Below are 24643 nucleotides of genomic sequence, written 5' to 3' on the forward strand. Positions count from 1 at the left end.
ACTCGTAATTCAGCTCGCAACTTGGGTAACCACAGCATTCCTATTGATGCGTCTACATATAGTTTGTTAGAAAGATCCAGAGTGCTCTGCACAAGAGGCTTAGGCGCAATTCTAAACAGTGCCGAAATAGATCAAGCAAAAAAAGCTTTAGGTGAAATAGATTCATGGATGACGGGGATATTAAAAATTATGAAGAATGATATTTATGAGCGAATTTAATAACAGAATCAACGCACAGAGAGATGCACTCAAAATCGTTAATGGATCTGGGCTATTCATCGAGTCTTTATTGAGTTTGACAGAGAAAGCTATTGATCGCTGGTCTAAAAATAACAAGCTTGACGCTCACGACCCTATAATTGCATTACTCAAGTCGATGTCTGGCACTTTGTTTTTTCTTGCCAATAAGAGTCAAGAGCAAGTCACAGAAGACTACAAAGTATTATCCGATAAGGTAAGTACGCAGTTATATGATTTAGAGCTGGAAATGGCTAACAAAGCATTGCAGCGGACAAGCCGCTGAATGCGGCGTTAGACCTTTGGGAACGTTATGAAAAGAATTAATACCGATATCCTGATGAAAGGCGATGTTGTTCTCACGACCACTTCCGGGAAAGACAGTGGGTTTATCCGTAAAGTAACTCGCAGTGATATATCTCACGCTATGATTTGTGTTGCCTATGGGTCTGTCATTGATTCGACGGAAGAAGGTGTGCAAGCAAGGAATATACAGAAGCTCCTATACGATGATGAATGTGCGATCTACATTTTGAGACTAAAAACACCTCTTTCACAGGTTCAAGCAGACAGTATTGTAAATTATGCAAGAGCCTCTACAGGAACATCTTATACAAAAATAGAGGCTGCAAAATCAATAGCACCGGAAATCGCTGGAAAAGGAGGTATTAAGCAGTTCTGTTCACGAATGGTAGCTAGAGCCTATGCATCTGCAGGAATCATGTTGGTGAATAATCCTGATTACTGCACTCCGAATGATCTGAAGAACTCTGAGCTATTGATGCACGTCGAGAATCCATGGGTTGTGGTTTCAGACAATGAAGTCAAAACAATAAAGCAGGTAGGTGATACAACCGAAGGAATGCGAGAAAAAACTAACAATTTGCTTATGGCCATACGAGCATTAGACCCTAATGTCGAAAGCATTAATGATATAGATAGTTTGGTAATCCGGCGGGAAGATTTAGATCACTCAATTGCTAACGCGTTCCGTACTTCTGGATATCTCGATCATTGGAAAGTGGAGCTATCACGCTTTCCTTGGCGGTATGATCAAACATTGATTACTCAGTTTTACCACTCACTTACTGATCCTAAAGAGCTTATACAGTATTGTCGCGACACGTTGAGAGACGATGAAAATGGGGCTTTTGCCCATTGGGAAGCTAACGCACGCGGTTATAGCGAAGCCAATCGCATGTACCCTCGCGAAACGTTCCGGTTGCTTAACGAATTGTATAGCCAGTTAAGTTTGAACCATCATAAAAGGGTTCTTTCAGCAAAATTACTGCTTAATACATATGCAAAAACGGACGCCTTGTAACCAAGTGTTATTGTGCGGGTCTAACAATCCAATGCACTCGGAGCCAGCTACGTTACGCAACAAAGACAGGACCACAACAAAGACAGGACAGTCATATCTTTTTGATGTTTCACACAGCCTTGACTAGCCTTTGAAATACCCATCAAAGCTCAGTCTAGGTTGGTCATGACCACTGCCCGTCGTCAGTTGATAGATGCTGAAAGTACACCTTTCTACCACGTGATTAATCGCTGCGTGAGAAGGGCATTTTTGTGTGGTGAGGATGCACTGTCTGGACGCAGTTACGAGCATAGACGTGGCTGGATAGTGGATAAAATCAGGCAGTTGTCGTCAGTATTCTGCATCGACGTTTGCGCTTATGCGGTTATGAGTAATCACTACCATTTGGTGCTCAAAATCGACCTGGCTGCACAACAAGCGTTGTCACCATTTGAAGTCATTGAGCGTTGGACAGGGCTCTAATGGCAATCCTGTGGCAGCAAAGTTCCTTAAGGGCGATAGCCTCTCCGAAGGTGAGAGAATACTGTTGCATACGCTGAATAGCGATTAGCAAGAACGCCTCCCGAGCCGCTGTGCCCGCAACTATTTGCGCTAAGGGGTTGCTTCAGCAACCAGCTTCAATACGATTCCGGGTTCAGAGCCAGAGGCCAGTGCGCTACGCTCGACAAAACCACCGGCCAGCGCCAGCAGTCGGCCATTTTGCATCAGCAGCGGCACTCTGTCTCTGAGCCAGGGCGGCACCCCGAGTTCATGCCAGAGTTTCTTGAGCTCACGGCCCTTGTCGCGATTGTGGGGCTGACAGCGGTAACTGCCCTTGAGCCCCATGACCAGTTCAGGTGCTGCAGCGGTATCTGATGGCTGAACTTTTACCCTTAGTGACGCCAGTTGTGGAGACATTACCTGAGCCAGCGCCACCCTGGGCCCTGAGTCAGCCAATGTCAGCTCCAGGCGCTGCCAGGGGGAGGCGAGCCCAACACTCAGACTCTGCCCTTGGCTCAATGCTTGCAGCTGCTTTGTGCTCAGGGTCAGTTTCGAAGGTTTTGCAGCTACATCAACTTCAACCGAACCTACCCCATCAAGCAGCTGGAATGCTGCCCCCGGCAGAGGCGCCATGGCATAGATCTGTTGCCCATAACGCCTGAGGAGCAATCCCTTAAAGCTAAGCTCAAGCTGAGCATCCTCCCTGGCATCGAGTAACTGCGCCAAGGCTTGTTGCAACTGCACCTGCGCCGGTAAGGGCAAGCGCTGCATCTGAATAAACTGCCGCAGCAACTGCGCCTGCCACTGGGGTGACAGCGCTTTGAGCCCGGCGCTATCCAGTACCCGAACGCCGCTGAAGCGGCAACGGCTGAGCAAGGACTGTAACTTTTCGGTGCTGACTTCATCGAGCAGCAACTGCTGCTCGGCGCACAGCGCGGCGCTGCGTGAGGCCGTAGTGGCAATCGAAGGCCAGCGCTGCTTGAGTACAGGGATCACCTCGGCGCGCAGGAAGTTGCGGTCATACTGGGTGTCCTGATTACTCTCATCATTGATATAGGGCAGCTCGAGACTCGCCACCGCCTGCTCTATCTGAGCCCGGCTGCTGTCCAGCATGGGCCGTAATTGCCAGCATGGTGCACTTTCTTCCTTGGGTGTCTGGGCCAAGTGCTGGGCTTGCCCCATGGCCGCCAGTCCCTTGGGGCCCTGACCACGCTTGAGTGCCAGCAGCAGCGTCTCCAACTGATCGTCCTGATGATGGGCCGTCAGCAAAATGTCGCCGGGATTGAGCAGCTCGGCAATCGCCTGATAGCGGCCGCGCCGCGCCTCGGCCTCGATACTGACGCGCGGGCCGAGCTCAAGTTGCACCTTCCGAAGAACAAAATTCAGGCCATAATGCTCGGCTCTTTGGCGACAATGGGCCGCCCAGGCATCGGCATTGCGGCTGAGGCCATGGTGTACGTGCACCAGGGAGACTTGATAAGGCGTCTTGGGATGAGTCTGGCGAAAGCGCGCCAAGGTATAGGCCAACAGCTCTGAGTCCATACCGCCGCTGTAACCCAGCCAGAGGTGGTTGTCAGCCGTGGCGCCGATTTGATCCAGCAGCGCCGTTAACTTGAATACCAGGGTATCGACCAGAGTATGAGACATTAAAAGAGGATCCTGACCTTATCTGTGCCGAGCATGGCTTCCAGTGCCATCATGAGTTCATCGCTGGGGTTCACCCGCCAGTCGTCACTCAAACGGAACTGCCCCTTGGCCAGGGACTGACGATAGTTGATCGCCACAGGCACAGAGCCGCCGCGCCAGGGTGAGAGGGTCTCATAAAACTGTGTCAGCCATTCCGGGCTCAATATTGCCGCGTCGAGATCCAGCTCCACCGCCGCCGCAAAGTGGCTGCGGGCTTCGCCCATATCTATGATGTTGCGCGCCGTCATCCGGTTGCCGCCGGAGAAGTCATCGAAGCTCACTTCACCTTCACAGATGAGGATCCTGTCTTTCTCCAGCAGGTGATTGAATTTCTCGAAGGCCTCGGTAAACAGCATCACTTCCAGACGGGCACTCTTGTCGTCCAGCGTCAGCAGCCCCATCTTGGAGCCTCGCTTGGTCAGCATCACCCGGGTGGCGACCACCAATCCGGCGGCCTTGACCGTCTTGCCCCTGTCTGTGGGGTGAATATCCTTGAGCCGCCCGGAGGTGTAGTGCCTGAGCTCTTTGAGATATTGGTTGATGGGGTGACCTGTGAGGTAAAGCCCCAGGGTCTCACGCTCCCCTTCCAACCAGACCTTGTCCGGCCAACGCGGGCAGTCAACAAACTGTTGTTTGCTGTCCTGGGGGTCGTCGTTGAGCAGACCGAACATGTCGCACTGACCTATGGCTTCGGCCTTGGCGTGCTGATCGGCGGCGCGTATCGCCTCCGGCAAGGTAGCCATCATGGAAGCCCGGTGCGGCCCCAGATTGTCCATGGCGCCGGCATTGATAAGCTTCTCAATCACCCGGCGGTTGAGTTTTTTCAAATCCACCCGGGCGCAGAAGTCGAACAAGTCTTTGAACGGCCCACCCTTGCGGGCTTCCAGAATCGATTCGACCGGCCCCTCGCCCACACCCTTGATGGCGCCTATGCCGTAGACGATATTGAGCTCTTCATCGACGGTAAACTTGAACAGGCCCTTGTTGACATCCGGCGGAATAAGCTTGAGTCCCATGCGCTCACATTCATCCACCAGGGTCACTATCTTGTCTGTGTTGTCCATATCGGCGGACATTACCGCCGCCATAAATTCAGACGGATAGTGGGTCTTGAGCCAGAGTGTCTGATAAGACACCAGTGCATAGGCGGCCGAGTGCGATTTGTTGAAGCCGTAACCGGCGAATTTCTCCACCAGGTCGAAGATCTTCATCGCCAGTTCGCCGTCGACGCCGTTTTTTATCGCCCCGGCCTCAAAACCGGCACGCTGCTTGGCCATCTCTTCCGGTTTTTTCTTACCCATGGCCCGGCGCAGCATGTCCGCGCCGCCCAGGGTATACCCTGCCAGCGTCTGGGCAATCTGCATCACCTGTTCCTGATAGAGGATGATGCCGTAGGTAGGATCCAAAATCGGTTTAAGGCTCTCGTGTTGCCACTTCTCATCCGGGTAGGAGATGGCCTCGTGGCCGTGCTTACGCTCGATAAAGTTATCTACCATCCCCGACTGCAGCGGGCCTGGGCGGAACAGGGCCACCAGAGCGATCATATCTTCGAAACAGTCGGGCTGCAGACGCTTGATAAGATCTTTCATGCCGCGGGATTCCAGCTGGAATACCGCCGTGGTTTCGTAGCGTTTCAGTACCCCGAAGGACTTGGCATCGTCCAGCGGAATGGCGGCAATATCGACCGGCGGCTTGCCGAGCTTGGCGAGCCTTGGATTAATCATCCCCAGTGCCCAGTCGATAATGGTCAGGGTTCTGAGACCCAGGAAGTCAAACTTCACCAGACCGGCGGTTTCCACGTCGTTCTTGTCGAACTGGGTCACCGGGTTTTTACCTTCGGCGTCGCAATAAAGCGGCGAGAAGTCGGTGATCTTGGTCGGCGCAATCACCACGCCCCCGGCGTGCTTACCCGCGTTACGGGTCACCCCCTCAAGCTTGCGGCACATGTCGATAAGGTCTTTGACATCCTCATCGGCCTCATAGGCTTCGGGCAGCGCAGGCTCGGCCTCGAAAGCCTTGGCCAGCGTCATCCCGGGCTCGGCCGGGATCATCTTGGAAATTCTGTCGACAAAACCATAGGGGTGACCCAGCACCCGGCCCACATCACGCACTACCGCCTTGGCGGCCATGGTACCGAAGGTAATGATCTGCGATACCGCATCCCGGCCATAGAGTTCGGCCACGTGATCGATAACCTCGTCGCGCCTGTCCATACAGAAGTCGACGTCGAAGTCGGGCATCGACACCCGCTCGGGGTTAAGAAAACGTTCGAACAGCAGGTCAAATTCCAGCGGGTCCAAGTCAGTGATCTTAAGCGCATAGGCCACCAGGGAGCCGGCACCCGACCCCCGCCCAGGGCCCACGGGAATGCCGTTGTCCTTACCCCACTGGATAAACTCCATCACGATAAGGAAGTAGCCGGGGAAGCCCATCTGGTTGATTACCTTGAGCTCAATATCCAGACGCTCGTCATACTCGCCGCGCTTTTCCGCCCGCACCTGTGGGTCCGGAAACAGGAACTCGAGACGCTCTTCCAGCCCCTCTTTGGAGCGCATCACCAGATAGTCCGCGGTGGACAGCTCACCCGTGGGGAAGTTGGGCAGGAAGTACTCGCCAAGCCGCACGGTAACGTTACAGCGCTTGGCTATCTCCACCGTGTTTTGCAGCGCTTCCGGAATGTCGGCAAACAGCTCGCACATCTCAGTTTCTGTCTTGAGATACTGCTGCTCGCTGTATTTCTTGGGTCTACGGGGGTCAGCCAGAGTGTAGCCATCGTGGATAGCCACCCGGATTTCATGGGCCTCGAACTCTTCCGGGGTCATGAACACCACCTGGTTGGTGGCAACCACAGGCAGGCCTGTGTTGGCGGCATGTTCCACCGCCATATGCAGGTAGCGCTCCTCATCCGGGCGCCCGGTACGGATCAGTTCAATAAAGTAACGGTCGTTGAAGTGCTGCTTGTAGAAATCGGTCAGTTCCTGGGCCTGGTTCAGGTTGCCCTTGAGTAGTGCCTTGCCCAGGTCCCCTTCCCTTGCGCCGGAGAGCAGCAAAATACCGGCGCCGTGCTCCAGCAGCCACTCCTGATCGATAGCGACCCGGTCACGCACCTGACCGCGCAGATAGGCCTTGGAGATCAGCTGAGTCAGGTTCTGGTAGCCGTCGTTATCCATGGCCAGCACAGTAAGCGCGCAGAACTCATCTTCAAAGCCGGGCACCAACATCCAGAAGTCGGCCCCTATGATGGGTTTTATCCCGGCGCCATGACAGCCACCGTAGAATTTCACCAGACCACAGAGGTTGTTCTGATCCGTCAGCGCCACTGCCGCCATGCCCTCATCGGCCACCTTGGCCAGAATGGGCTTGACCTTGGCCAGACCATCGGTCATGGAAAAGTCTGAGTGAACACGTAGATGGACGAAACGGGGCTGTGACATGAAAATCCGATTGCTCTGACTGGCTGAAAATCAATAGGGAAAGATAACACGCCGGAAGAGGTTCACCAAAGTTAAAACCGGCCGCCTTGCCGGCAAAATCACGCCAAAGGCATTATCTGGCGGCTTTTGCGACAAAATCAAAAACTAAGGCCTGAAGCCGAGCCGGGCCTCTCCATTATTTACCGCTGACGAGGCGATAACCTATGCCGATTTCCGTGAGCAGGTATTTGGGGTTGGCGGGCTCAGCTTCTATCTTATTGCGCAGATGCTTCATATAGGTGCGCACATAGTGGCCATGCTCGACAAATGTCGGCCCCCAGACCTGTTTCAGCAGGCTCTGTTGAGTCAACACCTTGCCCGGCTGCTCCAGCAAGGCGTTCAGGAGCTTTAATTCCGTCTTGGTCAGATGCACGGGCTCGCCGTTACGGCTCAGCTGCTGACGGCGGCGGTCGAACAAGACCTCTCCCAGCTGCACCTGAGCTTCAGGCTCATGGCTGTGGCGCAAGTGTCGCCTCAACGCCACCCGCACCCGGGCCAGCAACTCCTCTATGCCGAAGGGCTTGCACAGGTAATCGTCGGCGCCGCTGTTAAGCGCCTGCACCTTGTCGGCTTCATCGCTGCGGGCCGACAGCACTATCACAGGGGCATCACTCCAGCTGCGAAAACGGGGAATAAAGCTCTGGCCATCGCCATCGGGCAAACCGAGATCCAGGATCACAGTATCCGGCTGCCGGGTCGAGGCCTCCATCAAGCCCTGATTGAGCGAGTGAGCGGTGAACACCTCAAGCCCCAACTGCTGCAAGGCCTTACTGACAAACTGACAGATCTCCTGGGCATCATCTATCACCAATACCCTTCTATGATGAAACGGCTGCGGATCAATCAATGCTGGCATAACTGGATTCCTGCTCGGGTAAATACTCTTCTTCGCCGCACATCTCGGGCGGTGAAACATAGGGCAAGCTGAAGGTGAACACGGCGCCGCCCTGCTCGCGGTTATGGGCCCAGATACGGCCGCCATGGGCCGAGACTATCGCCTGACAGATGGCCAAGCCGAGCCCCAGCCCGGGAATGCCACACTCCTTGTTACCGCGCTCAAACTTGGTAAACAGCCAACTGGCATCCTCTGTGGGAAGCCCGGGCCCGTTGTCGGCCACTTCGATATAAAACTGCTCGGCATCCAACTGGGCACTGATGTTTATCTGTACCTCCGGCGGACCATATTTAAATGCATTTTCCAAAAGATTCAACAGCACCCGCTGAATGAGATTGCCATCGCAATAGATAAGCGGCAGCTCGGCAGGGATATTCAACCGAACCAGGGTTCTGGGTTCCAGTTGCCTTAGCGTCACCCCGAGGATCTCCTCCAGATCCTGCCAGTCAAGCTGCAAAATAAAATGGCAGGACTCGAGGCGGATCATCTCCATCACATTGTTGGTCAACCGAATGGTTTCACCTATCCGCTGCGCCAGTTGGCGCGCCTGCTGACACTGTTCGGGGAAAGGCGCCAGACTGGTCACCAGGCTGTCGCTCTGGTTGCGGATAAGCGTCAGCGGCGTGCGCAAGTCATGGGACAGGGAAGAGAGCATGGTGCTGCGCATCTTTTCGGTTTCCACATTCAACTGCGCCTGCTTGGAGGCCTTGGCCAGCTCGAGCCGCTCAAGCGCCTGCGCCAACAGGCAAACAAAGGCATTGAGCAGCCTTTGCTGCTCAGGTGCCAGCCAACCGCTGAGACTCACAGGCTCGAGCACCACCATGGCCAGCACCCGCTGCTCTATCGCTACCGGCTGATAGTAGCAACCGGCATTGGGCAGGGTATCCGTTCCGGCGCCGGCTGCGCAGTTGTTGGCTATGCTCCACTTGGCAATGGCCGAATCATAACGGGTAAAACCCTTGGTCAACAGCAAGGTCCCCTGCTCTTCGGCCTTCAATACCGCCACCGCCGCGGCGAAGCTCTTGCCGATATGCTGCTGGGCGATGGCAGCCATCTCCCGCTCGGTTTGCGCCGAGCCCAGTTGCTGCGACATCTCAAACAGCTGATAGGTGCGCAGCTCCCGCTGCCGGGCCATTTGCGCCTGAATACGCGTGGTATGTGTGAGTTGGGTGATGGCGATACTGACTATGGCCATGGCGAAGAAGGTCATCAGATATTGGGCATCGGCAACCGAGAAGGAGAACCTGGGCTCGACAAAGAAGAGGTCAAAACAGGCCACATTGACCAAAGTTGCCAACAAGGCACTCATTCTGTCGAGCCTGAGCGACAGCAAGACAGTGCCCAAGAGGTAGATCATCACTATGTTGGTGGCGTGAAACCAGGGCGCCAACCAATAGCCAAGCAAGGTACAAAAGGCCGACATACCCAGGGCCAGGGCAATATTCGCCGGGCGCAGCCTGGGCCAGGCTCTGGGATTGGCGGCCTTGGGCTGCTTAGTGGCTTGATCAAGGTTGAGGCTGATAATCTCCTCATCTGCGGCGCGCTTTCTCAAACGCTGGCCCAGCTCCCGGCGCCATGGCAGCTGCCGCTTGCCGCTGTGGTGACCAATAAGGACCCGCTCCAACCTGTGCTCGCCGGCAAATTCCAGCAAGCCGTGGCAGATATCATGATCCACCAGAGTCGCGGTCTCGGCCCCCAGGCTCTCGGCCAGCTTGAGGTTATCCTGCAGCTGTTGCCGCTTGCTATCATCCCACTGCTGCGTCTCGGGCGTTTCCACATGCAGGGCATACCAGCGGCAGTTGAGACGCTTGGCCAGACGCATGGCGTGGCGAATAAGCTTCTCCTGCTGCTCACCATGGGTCAGCCCAAGCAGCAGGCCGCCCCTGAGGCCGGGCTCATTGTCCTGACGCCTGCGCTGCTCCAGCCGCTCGGCGGTGGCGTTGAGGGCCAACTCCCTGAGCGCGGTGAGATTCTGACGGTTGAAGAAGTTTTCTATCGCCCTTTCCACCTGGGATGAGAGATAGATTTTACCCTCACGCATTCGCTGCATCAGGTCATCGGGTGGCAGGTCCACCAGCACCACTTCGTCGGCCTCATAAAACACTGAGTCCGGCAGGGTTTCCGACACCTTGATACCGGTAATGCCGCCCACCAGATCGTTGAGGCTTTCCAGATGCTGCACATTGACTGTGGTAAACACATCTATACCGGCATCCAGCAACTCTTTGACATCCTGCCAGCGTTTGCGGTGACGGCATCCCGGGGCATTGCTGTGGGCCAGCTCATCGACCAATACCAGCGCCGGATGCCGGGCAAGCACGGCATCGATATCAAACTCCTGATAACGCCTGTGCATTATGTTCAGCGCTTTGGGCGGCAGCAGCTCCAGGCCTTCGAGCAGGGCCGCCGTCTCATCTCTGCCGTGGGTTTCCACCAATCCGGCCAGTACATCCAGCCCCTGCAGTCTTAGCCTGCGAGCCTCGCTGAGCATGGCATAGGTTTTGCCCACCCCGGCAAAGGCGCCAAAGAAGATTTTGAGCCGCCCCCGGGAGGACGGCTGTTGCTGTAGCAGCAAGTCGGCATTGGGCCTGATTTCTGACAAGTGATTACTCCATTTTGCTCAATGCCAGGTTCAGCAATGATACATTGACCGTGGGCTGGCCGATAAAGGGCAAGGGCGGCTGCCGAATATGGCTGTCAATCAGTGCCTTTAACCGCGCCTCTGATACCCCTCTCGCCTTGGCGACTCGCCCCAGCTGCCAATAGGCGGCCTCGGGTGAGATATGAGGGTCCAGACCACTGCCGGAGGCAGTGACCAGCAGCCCAGGCACAGACGAATTTCCAGGGTTGTGGGCATTCAAGGCCGCGGCTCGCTGCTGCCACAGGGATTGCAACTCACGGCTGTGGGGCGACAGATTACTGCCGCCGGAAGCCAGGGCGTCATAAGCCGAGGCCGAGGCGCGACCATGAAAAAAACCGTCCGTCTTGTACTCCTGCCCGATAAGCTCTGAGCCCAGTAAGACGCCATCTCGCTCTATTATGCTGCCTCCCGCCTGGTGCGGGAACAATGCCGTGGCGCCAACGGTTACCAGCAGCGGATAGACCAACCCGGTCACGACAAAGATAACGCCGAATACCCACAAGCCCATTTTCAAGGTTTTCATAACATACTCCAATCAGATCCAGCCAGTGGCGGCAAGCAATGCGTCTATGACTTTAATGGCAACAAAGGGCAACAGTAGGCCGCCAACCCCATAAAACAACAGGTTGCGTTTGAGCACTGCGGCGGCCGCCATGGCGCGATAACGCACGCCCTTGAGCGCCAGCGGCAACAGCGCCACCAGGATCAGCGCATTGAAGATCACCGCCGAAATGACCGCCGACTCGGGCGAGTGCAGTCGCATCAGATTGAGGCTCTCTAGCGCCGGAAAGGTGGTGCTGAAGGCCGCGGGAATGATGGCAAAATACTTGGCCAGATCGTTGGCTATGCTGAAGCTGGTAAGCGAGCCACGGGTCATCAACATCTGTTTGCCGATATGCACCACTTCGATAAGCTTGGTGGGGTTGGAGTCGAGATCCACCATATTACCGGCCTCCTTGGCCGCCTGGGTGCCCGAGTTCATTGCCAGGGCTACATCCGACTGTGCCAGCGCAGGTGCATCATTGGTGCCATCGCCTGTCATGGCCACCAGGCGGCCCTCATTCTGGTATTGCCGAATCAGTGCCAGCTTGGCTTCGGGTGTGGCCTCGGCCAGATACTCATCCACCCCGGCCTCGGCGGCAATGGCCGCGGCGGTGAGCGGGTTATCGCCGGTGATCATCACGGTTTTGATGCCCATCTTGCGCAGTTGGATAAAGCGCTCCTTGATACCGCCTTTGACTATGTCCTTGAGCGCTATCACCCCGAGAAGTTTGTTGCCTTCGGCCACCACCAGAGGAGTGGAGCCCTGCTTGGCCACCTTATCCACCAGGGCTCCCAGTTCTTTGGGAACCTCGCCGCCGTTGGCCTTCACATATTGGCTGATGGCATCGAAAGAACCTTTGCGTATCTGCCTCGTCCCCAGATTGATACCGCTCATGCGGGTTTGGGCAGTAAAGGGAATAAAACTGGCGTCGAGTTCGGCAAGACTGCGCTCCCGGATGGCAAACTTCTGTTTTGCCAGCACCACTATGCTGCGCCCCTCCGGGGTTTCATCGGCAAGAGAGGCCAGCTGCGCCGCATTGGCCAACGCCTCTTCAGCTATACCGGCCACAGGCAGAAAATCACTCGCCTGGCGATTGCCCAGGGTGATGGTGCCTGTCTTGTCCAGCAAGAGCACATCCACATCACCGGCGGCTTCCACCGCCCTTCCCGAAGTGGCTATCACATTGACGCCTATCATGCGGCTCATGCCGGCGATACCCACGGTAGACAGCAGCCCGCCTATGGTGGTGGGGATGAGGCAGATGAGCAGCGCCAGCAGCACCGTCATCGAGATAGGCTCGCCGCCGCTGTCCATGGCACCATAAGCGGAAAATGGCGCCAAAGTCACAGTGACCAACAGGAAAATCAGCGTCAGGGTGATCAGCAAAATATTCAGCGCCACCTCATTGGGGGTCTTGCGCCGCTTGGCGCCGTCCACCATGGCAATCATGCGATCGAGAAAGGTATTGCCGCTCTCCTGGGCGCAGCGCACCACCAGCCAGTCTGACAACAGCCGGGTTCCACCCACCACAGAGCTGAAGTCGCCGCCGGACTCGCGGATAACGGGTGCCGACTCACCGGTAATGGCGCTCTCATCCACAGAGGCAACCCCTTGAATAATCTCCCCATCGCAGGGAATGATCTCACCGGCTTCCACCCGCACGATATCACCGCACTTCAGGGTATCGGCGAGCACTTTCTCAAGCCCCTTGTCTGTCTGCTTGTTGGCCCAACTGCTGCGTCGGAGTCCCCGCAGACTGTCGGCCTGCGCCTTGCTGCGTCCCTCGGCCAGCGCCTCGGCAAAGTTGGCAAACAGCAAGGTCAGCCACAGCCAGATGGCGATAATACCGCTGAACCAGGGATTTCCGGCGCGCCAACCCAAGCCTATGGCCACCGCCTCCAGCGACAGAAGAATACTGGCGACATAAACCACAAACATGATGGGGTTCTTCAGCTGCACTCTGGGGTTCAGCTTGGTCAGCGTGCTTAGCAGCGTTTGCCTCAGCATGGCGGCATCTATCTGCAGCACGGGATGACGCTTGTTGCAGCCTGTCTCTCTTGGATGATCAGGCGTTATATCAAAACTGAAGGTTTTCATTGTCTGTTTCTCCCTGAATTCATTGAGCTGTCGTCAGTGTTTGCGGCAACGGGAATGTCAGCTGCTCGGCCACAGGCCCGAGAGTCAATGCCGGAATAAAGGTCAAGGCGCCAAAGAGCAAGAGGGTTCCCAGCAACATGCTGGCAAACAGCCAGCCATGGGTGGGCAAGGTGCCTGGGCCTGCCTCTTGGGCGGGTTTGGCAGCCATACTGCCGGCTATCATCAGCACAGGTAGGATCACGCCAAAGCGCCCAAGTAGCATGGCCGCCGCCAGCAGAAGGTTGTAAAAAGGCGTATTGGCGTTGAAGCCACCAAAGGCGCTGCCGTTGTTGTTGGCCGCCGATGACAGGGCGTATAGCAGCTCGCTGAAGCCATGGGGGCCGGTTTCCTGCAGCGACTCGGGAGAGAGCACCAAGCCAAGCGCCGCGCCGGACAGCACTATCACAGGCGAACAGAGCAGTGCCAGACAGACGAGTTTCATCTCCCGGGTTTCAATCTTCTTGCCCAGATACTCGGGGCTGCGGCCTATCATCAGTCCGGCAATAAACACTGTCAGGAATACAAACAACAAGATGCCGTAAAAACCGCTGCCAACGCCGCCGAAGATCACCTCACCAAGTTGCATCAACCACATGGGCATCATGCCGCCAAGCGCGGTAAAGGAGTCGTGCATGGCATTCACCGCGCCGCAGGAAGCTGCCGTGGTGACAGTGGCAAACAGGCTGCTTGCTCCGATGCCAAAGCGGGTCTCCTTGCCTTCCATATTGCCAGGGAAGTGAATGTCGGCCATCTGCTGCAGTTGCAGCTCAGAGTGATTTATCCATAGAAAGGCCGCCACAAACACCAATGCCATACACCCCAAAATACTCGCCCCCTGGCGCCAATCCCCGGCGCAGAGACCAAAGGCGATAACCAGGCTGCAGGGCAACAGGAAAATACTCAGCATCTGCAGCAGATTGCTCAGCGCCGTGGGATTTTCAAAGGGGTGCGCCGAATTGGCACCAAAGAAACCGCCGCCATTGGTACCCAGCATCTTAATCGCTTCCTGGGATGCTACCGGCCCCATGGGCAACAGCTGTTGTTGCCCTTCCAATCCGGTCACCGGCAGATAAGCGGCAAGATTCTGAATGACGCCCTGCTGCACCAACAACAGGGCGATCAACAAGGCCAGAGGCAACAGCAGATAGAGGTTCACCCTCAGCAAATCCAACCAAGCATTGCCGAGCATAGTCTGCCCCTTGGTTGTCAAGGCTCTGATAATGGCAAAGGCCACCACCATACCCGTGGCGGCCGAGCAGAAGTTCTGCACCGTCAGCCCCGCCATCTGGCTGAAGTAACTGAGACTGGTTTCGCCCGAATAGGCCTGCCAATTGGTGTTGGTCACAAAGCTGATTGAGGTGTTGAACGCCAGTTGCCAATCCATCCCCGGCAGGTTTTGCGGGTTAAGCGGCAGATATTGCTGCAACAGCAGGATAAGCATCAGGCACAGGGCGCCAAGGGCGTTGAAACACAAGAGCGCCGCCGCATATTGGCGCCAGTTCATCTCCTCAAATACCGCGGCCATCCCGGACCATAGCGCCGCCTCGCGTTTGAAAAGCTTTTGATGCAGGATCAATAGCGCCAACGGCTTTGCCAACAATAGGGATACCGCCAACAAGAGCCCCAGAAAAATCGCCGGCAAACCTAAGGATTCCATAGTCAACATAGTCAGAAATCCTCTGGATGCAACAGGGCAAAAAACAGATAGCCAAATAATCCCAAGGCCAGCAGCAAAGCGGCCCACTCCATAACAGCCATAGTGAATATCTCCTGAAAAAGACTTTAATTTCAGGGTCAAAGCTTATGAAAACCGGTATAAAAACGGGGTGTAAATATCCGTAGGGTTTGTATAAAAGCTGTATAAATGGGCGGGATTGGCATTGCACTACTCGGCGTATACACTGCATAAAGGCAGCAAGCCATGACATGGCTGGTCAAGCTACAGGGACAATGTATTGCGAAGCCGCGGTTAAATCAGCAGCGAGACAAACCATGGATTGCGGGCGCCATCAATGACAGCGCCCGGGTTAAGAAGTTACAGAAGGGCGTTAATTTGTCGCGCCAGCCAATCGTAGTAAGGCGCTCCACCATGGAACCAATCATGTTGGCCATCGGCATAAACCAGCTCTGAAGCATAGGCCAAAGGATCGGTTATGGTTTCGTTGAAATGACGGGCGGCGTGCAGGAACTCAACCCCCATCTGATCCCAGACATATTCCATGGCATCCATATAAGCCATCACAAATGGTGCCATTGACTTGGACTCTTCAAAATACTCAACGAACGGGGTATCTGAAATCACCACAACTCTGTGCCCCAGCTCTTTGAGCCTGAACACTATGGTCATCTGCTCCTGCATCTGTTCATTGAAGAAGTCGACATAGTCGCTGAGTTCAATATCCTTGAGTTTTTCGGCTCTGGAATTCCGCATCCATTCAATAAACATGGAAACTGTCTGATGCGTCTGTAGCCCTATATTGGTCAAGACAACTGAGTCTGCGAGTTTCTCCGATTTTACCAAAGCATCCAGGTTGGCCAGGATCGGCTGCCAGAGCTTTCTCGAATCGGCACTCTCCAGCGGTACCATGATGTCACTCTCCGGACTCAGTACAAATTTATGCTGAGCAAATCCCGAGCCATTCATCACCATGCCACCGCAGAAAGCTTGCCCCAGATGTTCAAACGCCTTGGCCAATTTTCCCATATGGCTGTCGCCAATCAGTGTCAGGGTATCGGCCGTGACCTTGGCACCTGTGGCGGTTCTTTGCAAGGCATCCAGCAACTCTTCGTCACAATCGGCTTCAAGGTGATTGGCAACCAGGTTTTCCTCGCAGGCCAACGCCTTGGACCAGTGACGCATCACATAGCCGACCCCCTCTTTGGAAACAGTGCGCCTGTTGTCCAGAAACCGGAAATCCGCAGGCAAGGAGGTAGTGATCAACTCATAGGAGGGAAAGTAACTGGCATCGGCGACATCCTTGCAGAAGCTGCCGGCAACGGCCCGTAAAACAGACTTGGAATGACCATTGGCCACCAACACATGTTCTTCAGTGGCCGTGGCTGTGAGGGGCACAGGAGATACAGTCAATATCAATTTCAGCTTTGGATTGATGCACTTGAGTTGCTGCAACAGCCGGTCGAGATCGATATAGACCTCTTCGTAATCAAAGACCTTGAGCCGGTAACAATCAGGGTCAAACTCGCCCAGTTTGACTCCAGGACAGGAGGGATAACAAACCCCATTGGGATCGACCCAGGTTTCAATCAACCCCAGAGTGAAAATAAAGCTGTTACTTGCGGCAATATGGCGTTTGGTTTCGGCCACGACCTTGCGACGATATTCGAGCAATGCCTCCCGGGAGGAGTAGCCTTCCTTGCTTTTCGGCAGCAGTAAGTCGTAATAGCGTTGGTTTTCTTCATCAAAATAGATGCTGTACTGAGCAAGTTCCTGTTCCCCCTTGATAAACCATTGCAACAAAGCACGGGCGTTATACAGGTTGCCAAAGGCAAAACTGGATGTCACATCTGGGTTTAGCTCACTGCGCAGATAAGAGTAGTTATGCTGTTCCAGCCAATTTCCTATGTGCTGGGCAAAACAGGAACCTGCCGAAGAGAGTTGTTGTTTGGTATCAATGGGGAGCCTGGGGATGAGCTCACGAAAAAGCTCAGTCTCGGGCCGAATATCCGCCACCGCTGAACGCCAAAAACGCTCCTTATGAACGGGATCATAAGGTAAAGAATGCTCCATGCTACTGCCTCCAATGCAAAATATTCCTCTACCGCCACCACGGTACAGCTGTGGTTACCCGATCCAGTGCGCGGTATAGATTAATTGCGACAGGCAACCAAAAAGAGACATTATTTAACACTTTCATAAACTTGACGTCTACATCAGCAGATCACATATTGCAGATATGGGGCAGAAATTTACCAATTAAAAGGAGCAAGCCAAGCACGGTTTTGGGAAACAAAGCAGACGTTTTGGCAACAATGCAGGTACAGCCGTTGTGATTACGCCATGTCAGAGCCACAAAAAAGGGCAGCCGCTGCTGCCCTTTTGGTTGCATCTTTAGGTTTCAGTACGGCTTATGAATGCTGCTCCAGCCATTCGCGTACCGGCCGGAAGCTGCGTCTGTGCTCAGGCAAGACACCGTGTTGACTCAAGGCTTCGAAATGCGCCTTGGTGGGGTAGCCCTTATGGGCGGCAAAACCATACTCAGGGTGGCGACTGTCAAGCTCGGCCATCTCCCGGTCGCGGGTGACCTTGGCTATGATAGAGGCGGCGCTGATGACAGGGATCAAGCCATCGCCCTTAACCACTGCGGCTGAAGGCAGGCCAAAATCCGGGGTCCGATTACCATCTACCAAGACTTTCTCGGGACGCACGTTCAAGCCTGCCACGGCGCGCTGCATCGCCAACATGGTGGCATGTAATATGTTGAGCTCATCGATTTCCGCCGGGCTGGCTCGACCGACTGAGACCGCCAGCGCCTTGGCCAGGATCTCTTCATAGAGGGCATCACGTTTCTTTTCACTGAGCTTCTTGGAATCATTAAGGCCGCTAATTGGATTGGCAGGATCCAGGATCACCGCCGCGGTGACCACATCGCCGACCAAAGGGCCGCGCCCCACTTCATCTACCCCGGCGACCAGCCCCTGGCACAAAAGCTGCGCTTCGGCTTCCGAGAGTTGCTTATAGACTGTCATTTTTCCTCGGCTTTTTTATCGAGCAAGGCCACAACCGCCTGGGCCGCCTTTTCACTGGCGTTGCAGGCCAGCAGGCTGTGCAGCTTAGTAAACTCGGCCAGCAGCGGCCGGTTATCTTTATCCAGCAATTTACCCACCTCTTCGGCTATCCGCTCGGCAGTGCAATCGTCTTGGATAAGCTCCGGCACCAACTCCCTTCCGGCCAACAAATTGGGCAAAGAGAAGTGGTTTATCTGCATCATCCGCTTGGCAATACGGTAAGTGATAGGGCTGACCCGATAGCCAACCACCATGGGGCGCTTGACCAACATGGCTTCCAGCGTGGCGGTGCCCGATGCCAACAAGATGGTATCGCTGGCGGCCATCACTTCCCGAGAGCGCCCTTCCGTCATATGAATTTCCAGATCCGGCGCATAGGTTTCCAGTGCGGCAAGAAACTGCTCGCGGCGTTTTTCATTCACCAAGGGGGTAATAAACTTGAGATCCGGATAGCGCTGTTTCAGCAGCCTGGCCGCCTCCACAAAGGGTTGGGCCAACATCTTCAGCTCACCACCACGGGAACCCGGCAGGATAGCCAGATATTCGGCTTCGACTTTCAAGCCGAGTGCTTCTCTGGCAAGACGCTTGTCATTCTCCATCGGGATCTCATCGGCCAGAGTGTGGCCGACAAAGGTGCAAGGCACCTGATGCTTGTCGTAGAAGGCTTTTTCAAACGGCAGCAGTGACAGCACCATGTTGGTAGCGCGGGCGATTTTGAAGATCCGCTTAGGGCGCCAGGCCCAGACCGACGGGCTGACATAATGCACCGTCTTGATCCCGTGCGCCTTGAGCTTGAGCTCCAGGCCGATATTGAAGTCCGGGGCATCTATACCGATAAAGCAATCCGGCTGCAGCGCGGTTATCTGTTTGACCAGACTCGAGCGTATCTTCAGCAATCTGGGCAGGCGGGAGAGCACCTCGGCAATTCCCATCACGGCCAACTCCTCCATGGCAAACAGCGACTCGAATCCGAGAGCTTCCATGCGGGGGCCACCGATACCGATAAAACAGGCGTCCGGATAGCGCTGTTGCAATGCTTTCATCAGGCCGGCACCTAAAATATCGCCGGAGATTTCTCCGGCGACCATTGCAAAGACTAACTTTCTATTTTGTGTCATTCGTTCTCACTGTGTCAGCGAATAATTCCTCGATTCGAGGAGGTCACAAAATCAACAAATGCTTGTACCTGCGGCTCTTTTGCGGCGTCTTCAGCCATGGCGGCAACGGCCTCTTCCAGAGTCAGGCTGCTGCGGTACAGGGTCTTGTAGGCCCGGCGCAGCGCTTGCTGGGTCTCTTTGGCAAAACCGCGGCGCTTCATGCCTTCCATATTCAGACCACGGGGAATGGCCGCCTGGCCAGAGGCCATCACGAAAGGAGGCACGTCCTGCAGCACCAAAGAGCAACCTGCGGTAAAGGCATGGGCACCTATGTGCACAAACTGGTGCACCCCTGTCATACCGCCGAGAATCGCCCAGTCACCCACATGGCAATGACCGGCAATAGAGGCGTTGTTGGCCATGATCACATTGTCGCCCACCACGCAGTCGTGGGCGATATGTACATAGGCCATAAACAGGTTATTAGAGCCGATACGGGTCTCGCTGTTGTCCTGCACCGTACCGCGGTGAATGGTGACAGATTCACGGATGATATTGTTATCACCCATGATAAGCCGGGTAGGTTCACCGGCATATTTCTTGTCCTGGCAATCTTCACCAACGGAGGCAAACTGGAAAATCCGGTTGCCCTTGCCAATGATGCTGGGTCCCTTGATAACCACGTGGGAACTGATCCAGCAGTCATCGCCGATCTCCACATCCGCCCCTATGTAGCTCCAGGGGCCGATAGTGACATTTTTACCTATCTTGGCTTCGGGGTGAACGAAAGCTAATTTATCTATCACTTGCTAATCTCTCTGCGGGCACACATGATTTCGGCTGAACACACCAGCTCACCATCCACTTTGGCCTCGCCGTAGAAAACGCCAATCCCGCGGCGTTCCTTGATCATCTTCACTTCAAAGTGCAGCTGATCACCTGGCTCAACAACCCGCTTGAAACGAGCATTGTCGATACCGGCAAAATAATACAGCACGTCCGGAGACGGCTTGTCGCTCATGGTCTTGAACGCCAACAAGCCGGTGGCCTGCGCCATGGCTTCCAGAATGAGCACACCAGGCATAACCGGCTGAACAGGGAAATGCCCCTGGAAGAAAGGCTCATTGATGGTGACGTTCTTGATCGCATGCAAAGTTTCACCCGGAGTAAAATCCAGTACTCTATCGATCAACAAAAATGGATATCTATGTGGCAGGTAAGCCAAAATCTCTTTGATATCCATTGTATTTAATTGATTAGACACGAACTCGTTTCCTCATGCCGCTTAACGCACAGCGGTATTAATCTTGGGGTTTAACGGTTTTTTCCAGGGTTTTGACCCGCTGGAACAGCTCGTCCAACTGACGGAAGCGAACCGTATTTTTACGCCACAGCCTGTTGGGCATGGCCACAGTGGCCGAGGAGTATACCCCAGGTTCACGAACATCGTTAGTAATGTTGGTGCTGCCAGTGACGTGCACCCCATCCGTAATGCTCAGATGACCGGAAATCGCGCAGTTGCCACCAATAATACAATGTTTACCTATAGTCACGCTGCCTGCCAGTACTGTGCAGCCGGCAATCGCAGTGTTGGCACCTATGACATCGTTGTGAGCTACCTGCACCTGGTTGTCGATTATCACGCCATCATGGATTTCAGTATGATCGATCGCGCCGCGATCTATAGTAGTACCGGCGCCAATCTCCACTCTGTCACCTATGCGCACACCGCCGGTCTGAGGGATTTTGATCCACTGACCGCGTTCGTTGGCATAACCGAAACCATCGGAGCCGATAACGGCCCCAGAGTGAACGATACAGTTTTGCCCCAAATGTACATCGTGATAGACGGTGACATTGGCCCACAGGCGGCTGCCTGAGCCTATAATGACATCCTGACCAACCACTGTACCGGCACCTATCTGGACATTTTCGCCCAAAATACTGTTGGCCCCGATGACCGCATTAGCGCCAACTGCAACGCCCTCACCCAGTTTGGCACTGGGATGAATTTGCGCCGAGGGATGGATATCCTCTGCTGCAACCGGCGTGCTGTCCAGCAATTGCGCAACTCTGGCAAAGCCGACATAAGGATCATTGAGCACCAAGGCGTTACCGGCAAAACCGTCCAACTCTTTAGGCGAGATCAATACCGCACCAGCCTGAGTCTGCTCCAGCTGGCTACGGTATTTGGTGTTGGCCAGAAAGGTGATCTGATCCGGCCGCGCCTTTTCAAGTGTCGCCACAGAGGAGACAGTCACACTGTCATCCCCACGAACTTCGGCCCCTAACAGCTGGCCAAGCTCTTTCAACGAAAAAGACTTCATCGATTTACTTGCCTTTGCTCAAGGCTTCAACCACTTTGGAGCTGATGTCGGCAGCAGGCTTAACATAAACCACGGCGCCGCGTTGCAGTACCATGTCGTACTTCTCTTTTTCAGCTATGGTGTTGATAGCCTTCTGCACTTTTACCAGCAGTTTGTTTTGCTCTTCACCCTGACGACGACGCAGATCTTCATCCAGCGCCTTACCTTTGAGCTGATAGTCAGCCTTCAGGGATTCCATTTTACGAACCAGTTCGGTCTTTTGCGCTTCGCTCATCAGCGCGGCATCACGCTGCTGCTTTTCCAGCAAACCACGGAGGTCTTCCTGCAGCTTCTGTACTTCAGCCATACGATCGCCGAATTCAGTCTTGAGTGCGTTGCTGATCTGCTCGCGTTGTGGCAGTTGTTCAAACACAGCGCCCATATCGACAACCGCCAGTTTCTCCGCTTGTGCGGCCAGGGGAGCACCCATCAACATCAGCGTCATCAGTGCGCCGTTTACCATTTTTTTCAAAGTCAGACTCCTTGTTTTTCTTCAGCAATGCTTGCCGAGTTTATGTAATTTAGAAAGTTTTGCCAATATTGAACGAGAAGATCTCGGTCTCGTCATCGTCGTATTCCTTAACAGGCCAGGCCAGGCTGAACACCATGGGGCCCATGGGTGACAGCCATTGCAGGCTAAGACCCCAGGAAGCACGGATACGGCTCGGATCACTGTAATCGGCCAACTTGGAAAACTCATCTGCCGGCAAGAAACGATAGGAGTCATAATCAAACTCCGTATCCCAGACGTTACCCGCATCGATAAAGAAGCTGGTACGTACTGAGTTGCTATAGGCCTCATCCAGGAAAGGAGTCGGCACAATCAGCTCCATACTGGCCGTGGCGATGGCGTTACCACCGATAGAGCGGCCTGAGCTGATGTAAACTTGGTTTGGATCGCCCGGCAGGCTACAGCCTTCACCATCCGGATTGGGTGAACAAGGCTCGCTGCCGCGATACAGATAGAAAGCCCTTGGGCCCACAGAGTTGGACTTGAAGCCACGCAGTGAACTGGAACCACCTGAGTAGTAGTTTTCCCAGAATGGCAGGATTTGGTCGTTTTCATTGAAACCACCGTAACCGTTGCCATACCCCAAGCGGGCACGGGTCAAGAGCACAAACTTGTGGCTGCGGGTCAGCGGCCAGTAGAAGCTGGTGTCAAAGTCGGTCTTGAAGTACTGCAGATCAGAACCTGGAACCGTGATCTTACCACTCAAACGCTGGGATGAACCATCGGTTGGGAAGGTTCCGCGGTTAAGGGTACTGCGATACCAGCCGAGGCTGAGCTCAAAGTTGTCGAAGCTCAAGTCAGAGTTGGGGTCATCACTGTCACGGTAAATGTTATAGAAACGGATCGCCTGCTCATAACTGGAAATCTCAGAAATGGTGTTATGACGATAGCCTATGCCGCCATTGATCCTGTTGTACTCGTTAATGGGGAAACCGCTGTTGAGTGCAATCCCATAGGAGCTGTTCTTATAACGCTCGAGGTTGGCCTCGTTGGCGTCGAACTCGTTCCAGTAGATGCTGCCACCCAGGCTGACCCCATCCTTGGTGAAATAAGGATCGGTATAAGACAGGTTGACGTTCTTGGAGTACTTGTTGGTGTTCAGGTTAATCCCGGCCTGGTTACCCGTACCGAGGAAGTTGGACTGCTGAACCCCGAACTGCAGACTCAGTCCTGACTCGGTACCATAACCTACACCAGCGTTAAAGGAGCCTGATGGCTGCTCTTTCACCTTGAAGGCCACATCCACCAGGTCGTCTGTGCCCGGCACCTGCACGGTTTCGGTGTCGACAGTTTCAAAGTAGCCCAAACGGTTGAGGCGCGCCTTGGATTGCTCGACCAAGGCCGAGTTTAACCAGGCCCCTTCCATCTGTCTCAGCTCACGGCGCATCACTTCATCTTTGGTCACTGTATTACCGGTGAAGTTGATGGAGCGTACATAAACACGCTTGCCGGGCTTGACGTTAACATTCAGGGTGACTTCCTTGGTTTCATCATCGATCTCAGGGAAAGTCTTCACCTCTGGATAGGCATAACCGAAACGGCCCAGATACTTGCTGTACATCTCTTCGGTAAAGGTAACATCGGCGCCGTTGTATTGCTCACCGGCCTTGATAGGCAAGATACCCTTGAGCAGCTCTTCACGGCCCATGAGTTCACCGGTCAGGTTGACTTCCTTAACCTTGTACTGGTCGCCTTCATCGACATTGATGGTGATGTAGAGACCCTTACGGTCCGGCGTCATCGCCACCTGAGTCGAGGTCACCTTGAAACGGATATAACCATTGTTGTGGTAGTGGGTCTTGATGGTTTCGAGGTCGGCCTGCAGCTTTTGCTTCTGATAACGGCGCTCGCCGAACAGATCCCACCAGGCCACATAGTCTTTGAGCTCCAGCATACCGATAAGGTCGGCATCACTGAAACGCTCGTTACCCACTATGTTGATCTGACGGATTTCGGCCGCCAGACCTTCGGTAAACTTGAACTTGAGTTCTACCCGGTTACGAGGCAGGTTAATCACCTGAGCCTCGACCTTGGCGCCGTATTTGCCCACGCCGTAGTAGAAGTCCTGCAGGCCCTTCTCGATACCCGAGAGCATGGTGCGGTCGAGGGCTTCGCCCACTTTCACACCACTGCCGTCCAGGCTTTCCTGCAGCTGTTCATCTTTGATGTCCTTGTTACCTTCGAAGGTAACAGCGCTGATGGTCGGTCTTTCACGTACCGACACTATCAGCACCCCACCATCGCGGGACACCTGAACATTTTCAAAGTTACTGGAGGCATACAGGCTCTTTATCGCCTGTTGCAACTTGAGTTGATCGACTGTGTCGCCCACTTTGACAGGCAAACTCAGCAAGGCCGCACCGAGTGCCACTCGTTGCAAACCTTCAACTTGGATGTCGGTCACTTCAAAAGGCTGGAAAGACTCTGCCCAACCATTCCCTGAAAACGACGCGCCGACTAATAACATCGAGGCAAAAAGTTTATTCAATCGCATAGCGCACTTCTAA

At 54.5% G+C, this 24643-nt stretch carries 19 protein-coding genes and 1 pseudogene; 4 read left to right on the plus strand and 16 right to left on the minus strand.

What is annotated here, in order from left to right:
- The 4 genes and pseudogenes from ON072_RS14590 to ON072_RS14605 form a co-directional block, all read left to right on the plus strand.
- Positions 1-219, plus strand: a 219-nt coding sequence (locus ON072_RS14590; protein ID WP_274626083.1) for a hypothetical protein, incomplete at its 5' end; no start/stop codon positions are given.
- Complete coding sequence (locus ON072_RS14595; protein ID WP_251101551.1) at positions 206-523, plus strand: hypothetical protein; 318 nt, start codon at positions 206-208, stop codon at positions 521-523. The genes ON072_RS14590 and ON072_RS14595, both read left to right, overlap by 14 nt.
- 27 nt (positions 524-550) lie before the next feature.
- The gene (locus ON072_RS14600; protein ID WP_274626084.1) at positions 551-1561 is read left to right on the plus strand and encodes a YiiX/YebB-like N1pC/P60 family cysteine hydrolase; all 1011 of its coding nucleotides are present in this window, start codon (positions 551-553) and stop codon (positions 1559-1561) included.
- 165 nt (positions 1562-1726) lie between these two features.
- Positions 1727-2099: pseudogene (locus ON072_RS14605) on the plus strand (alpha-amylase family glycosyl hydrolase); the annotation flags it as partial.
- Positions 2100-2152: 53 nt separating this feature from the next.
- Here the strand turns inward: ON072_RS14605 and tilS are convergent.
- From tilS to bamA, 16 genes are all read right to left on the minus strand, one after another.
- Complete coding sequence (tilS, locus tag ON072_RS14610; RefSeq protein WP_274626085.1) at positions 2153-3688, minus strand: tRNA lysidine(34) synthetase TilS; 1536 nt, start codon at positions 3686-3688, stop codon at positions 2153-2155.
- A complete protein-coding gene (dnaE, locus tag ON072_RS14615) occupies positions 3688-7161 on the minus strand; it encodes a DNA polymerase III subunit alpha (RefSeq protein WP_274626086.1) in 3474 nt (1157 codons plus the stop codon). The genes tilS and dnaE overlap by 1 nt, the downstream gene beginning before the upstream one ends.
- A 175-nt stretch (positions 7162-7336) precedes the next feature.
- Positions 7337-8056, minus strand: a complete 720-nt coding sequence (locus ON072_RS14620) for a response regulator (protein WP_045283565.1) — start codon at positions 8054-8056, stop codon at positions 7337-7339.
- Positions 8040-10697 carry a DUF4118 domain-containing protein gene (locus ON072_RS14625; protein WP_208194401.1) on the minus strand — a complete coding sequence of 886 codons (2658 nt, stop codon included), beginning with the start codon at positions 10695-10697 and terminating at the stop codon, positions 8040-8042. Before ON072_RS14625 ends, ON072_RS14620 begins: the two co-directional genes overlap by 17 nt.
- 4 nt (positions 10698-10701) lie before the next feature.
- Entirely contained in the window at positions 10702-11259 is a 558-nt protein-coding gene (gene kdpC / locus ON072_RS14630) for a potassium-transporting ATPase subunit KdpC (protein ID WP_208124950.1), read from the minus strand.
- A 12-nt stretch (positions 11260-11271) separates the two neighbouring features.
- Positions 11272-13377 carry a potassium-transporting ATPase subunit KdpB gene (kdpB, locus tag ON072_RS14635; protein WP_115390086.1) on the minus strand — a complete coding sequence of 702 codons (2106 nt, stop codon included), beginning with the start codon at positions 13375-13377 and terminating at the stop codon, positions 11272-11274.
- Positions 13378-13396: 19 nt separating this feature from the next.
- Positions 13397-15082 (minus strand): potassium-transporting ATPase subunit KdpA, encoded by a 1686-nt coding sequence (gene kdpA, locus ON072_RS14640; protein ID WP_261753234.1) that lies wholly within the window; start codon positions 15080-15082, stop codon positions 13397-13399.
- 2 nt (positions 15083-15084) lie between these two features.
- Positions 15085-15174: a K(+)-transporting ATPase subunit F gene (gene kdpF / locus ON072_RS14645; RefSeq protein WP_081737100.1), complete on the minus strand. Its 90-nt coding sequence runs from the start codon at positions 15172-15174 to the stop codon at positions 15085-15087.
- Between the two features lie 277 nt (positions 15175-15451).
- Positions 15452-17164, minus strand: coding sequence for a GSCFA domain-containing protein (locus ON072_RS14650; protein ID WP_261753233.1), 1713 nt, complete (start codon positions 17162-17164; stop codon positions 15452-15454).
- 338 nt (positions 17165-17502) lie between these two features.
- Positions 17503-18123 (minus strand): ribonuclease HII, encoded by a 621-nt coding sequence (rnhB, locus tag ON072_RS14655; protein WP_025010990.1) that lies wholly within the window; start codon positions 18121-18123, stop codon positions 17503-17505.
- Entirely contained in the window at positions 18120-19280 is a 1161-nt protein-coding gene (gene lpxB, locus ON072_RS14660; RefSeq protein WP_261753232.1) for a lipid-A-disaccharide synthase, read from the minus strand. The genes rnhB and lpxB overlap by 4 nt, the downstream gene beginning before the upstream one ends.
- Positions 19281-19294: 14 nt before the next feature.
- On the minus strand, positions 19295-20065 hold the full coding sequence (gene lpxA / locus ON072_RS14665) for an acyl-ACP--UDP-N-acetylglucosamine O-acyltransferase (protein ID WP_025010988.1): 771 nt from the start codon (positions 20063-20065) through the stop codon (positions 19295-19297).
- On the minus strand, positions 20062-20523 hold the full coding sequence (gene fabZ / locus ON072_RS14670) for a 3-hydroxyacyl-ACP dehydratase FabZ (RefSeq protein ID WP_025010987.1): 462 nt from the start codon (positions 20521-20523) through the stop codon (positions 20062-20064). Before fabZ ends, lpxA begins: the two co-directional genes overlap by 4 nt.
- A 37-nt stretch (positions 20524-20560) precedes the next feature.
- Positions 20561-21586 (minus strand): UDP-3-O-(3-hydroxymyristoyl)glucosamine N-acyltransferase, encoded by a 1026-nt coding sequence (gene lpxD / locus ON072_RS14675; protein WP_107110913.1) that lies wholly within the window; start codon positions 21584-21586, stop codon positions 20561-20563.
- A 4-nt stretch (positions 21587-21590) separates the two neighbouring features.
- Complete coding sequence (locus tag ON072_RS14680) at positions 21591-22088, minus strand: OmpH family outer membrane protein (protein WP_044735892.1); 498 nt, start codon at positions 22086-22088, stop codon at positions 21591-21593.
- Between the two features lie 58 nt (positions 22089-22146).
- Positions 22147-24630, minus strand: coding sequence for an outer membrane protein assembly factor BamA (gene bamA / locus ON072_RS14685; protein ID WP_025887252.1), 2484 nt, complete (start codon positions 24628-24630; stop codon positions 22147-22149).
- Positions 24631-24643: the final 13 nt, after the last annotated feature.

Source organism: Shewanella sp. K8, assembly GCF_028823715.1.
Classification (GTDB): Bacteria; Pseudomonadota; Gammaproteobacteria; order Enterobacterales; family Shewanellaceae; genus Shewanella; species Shewanella algae.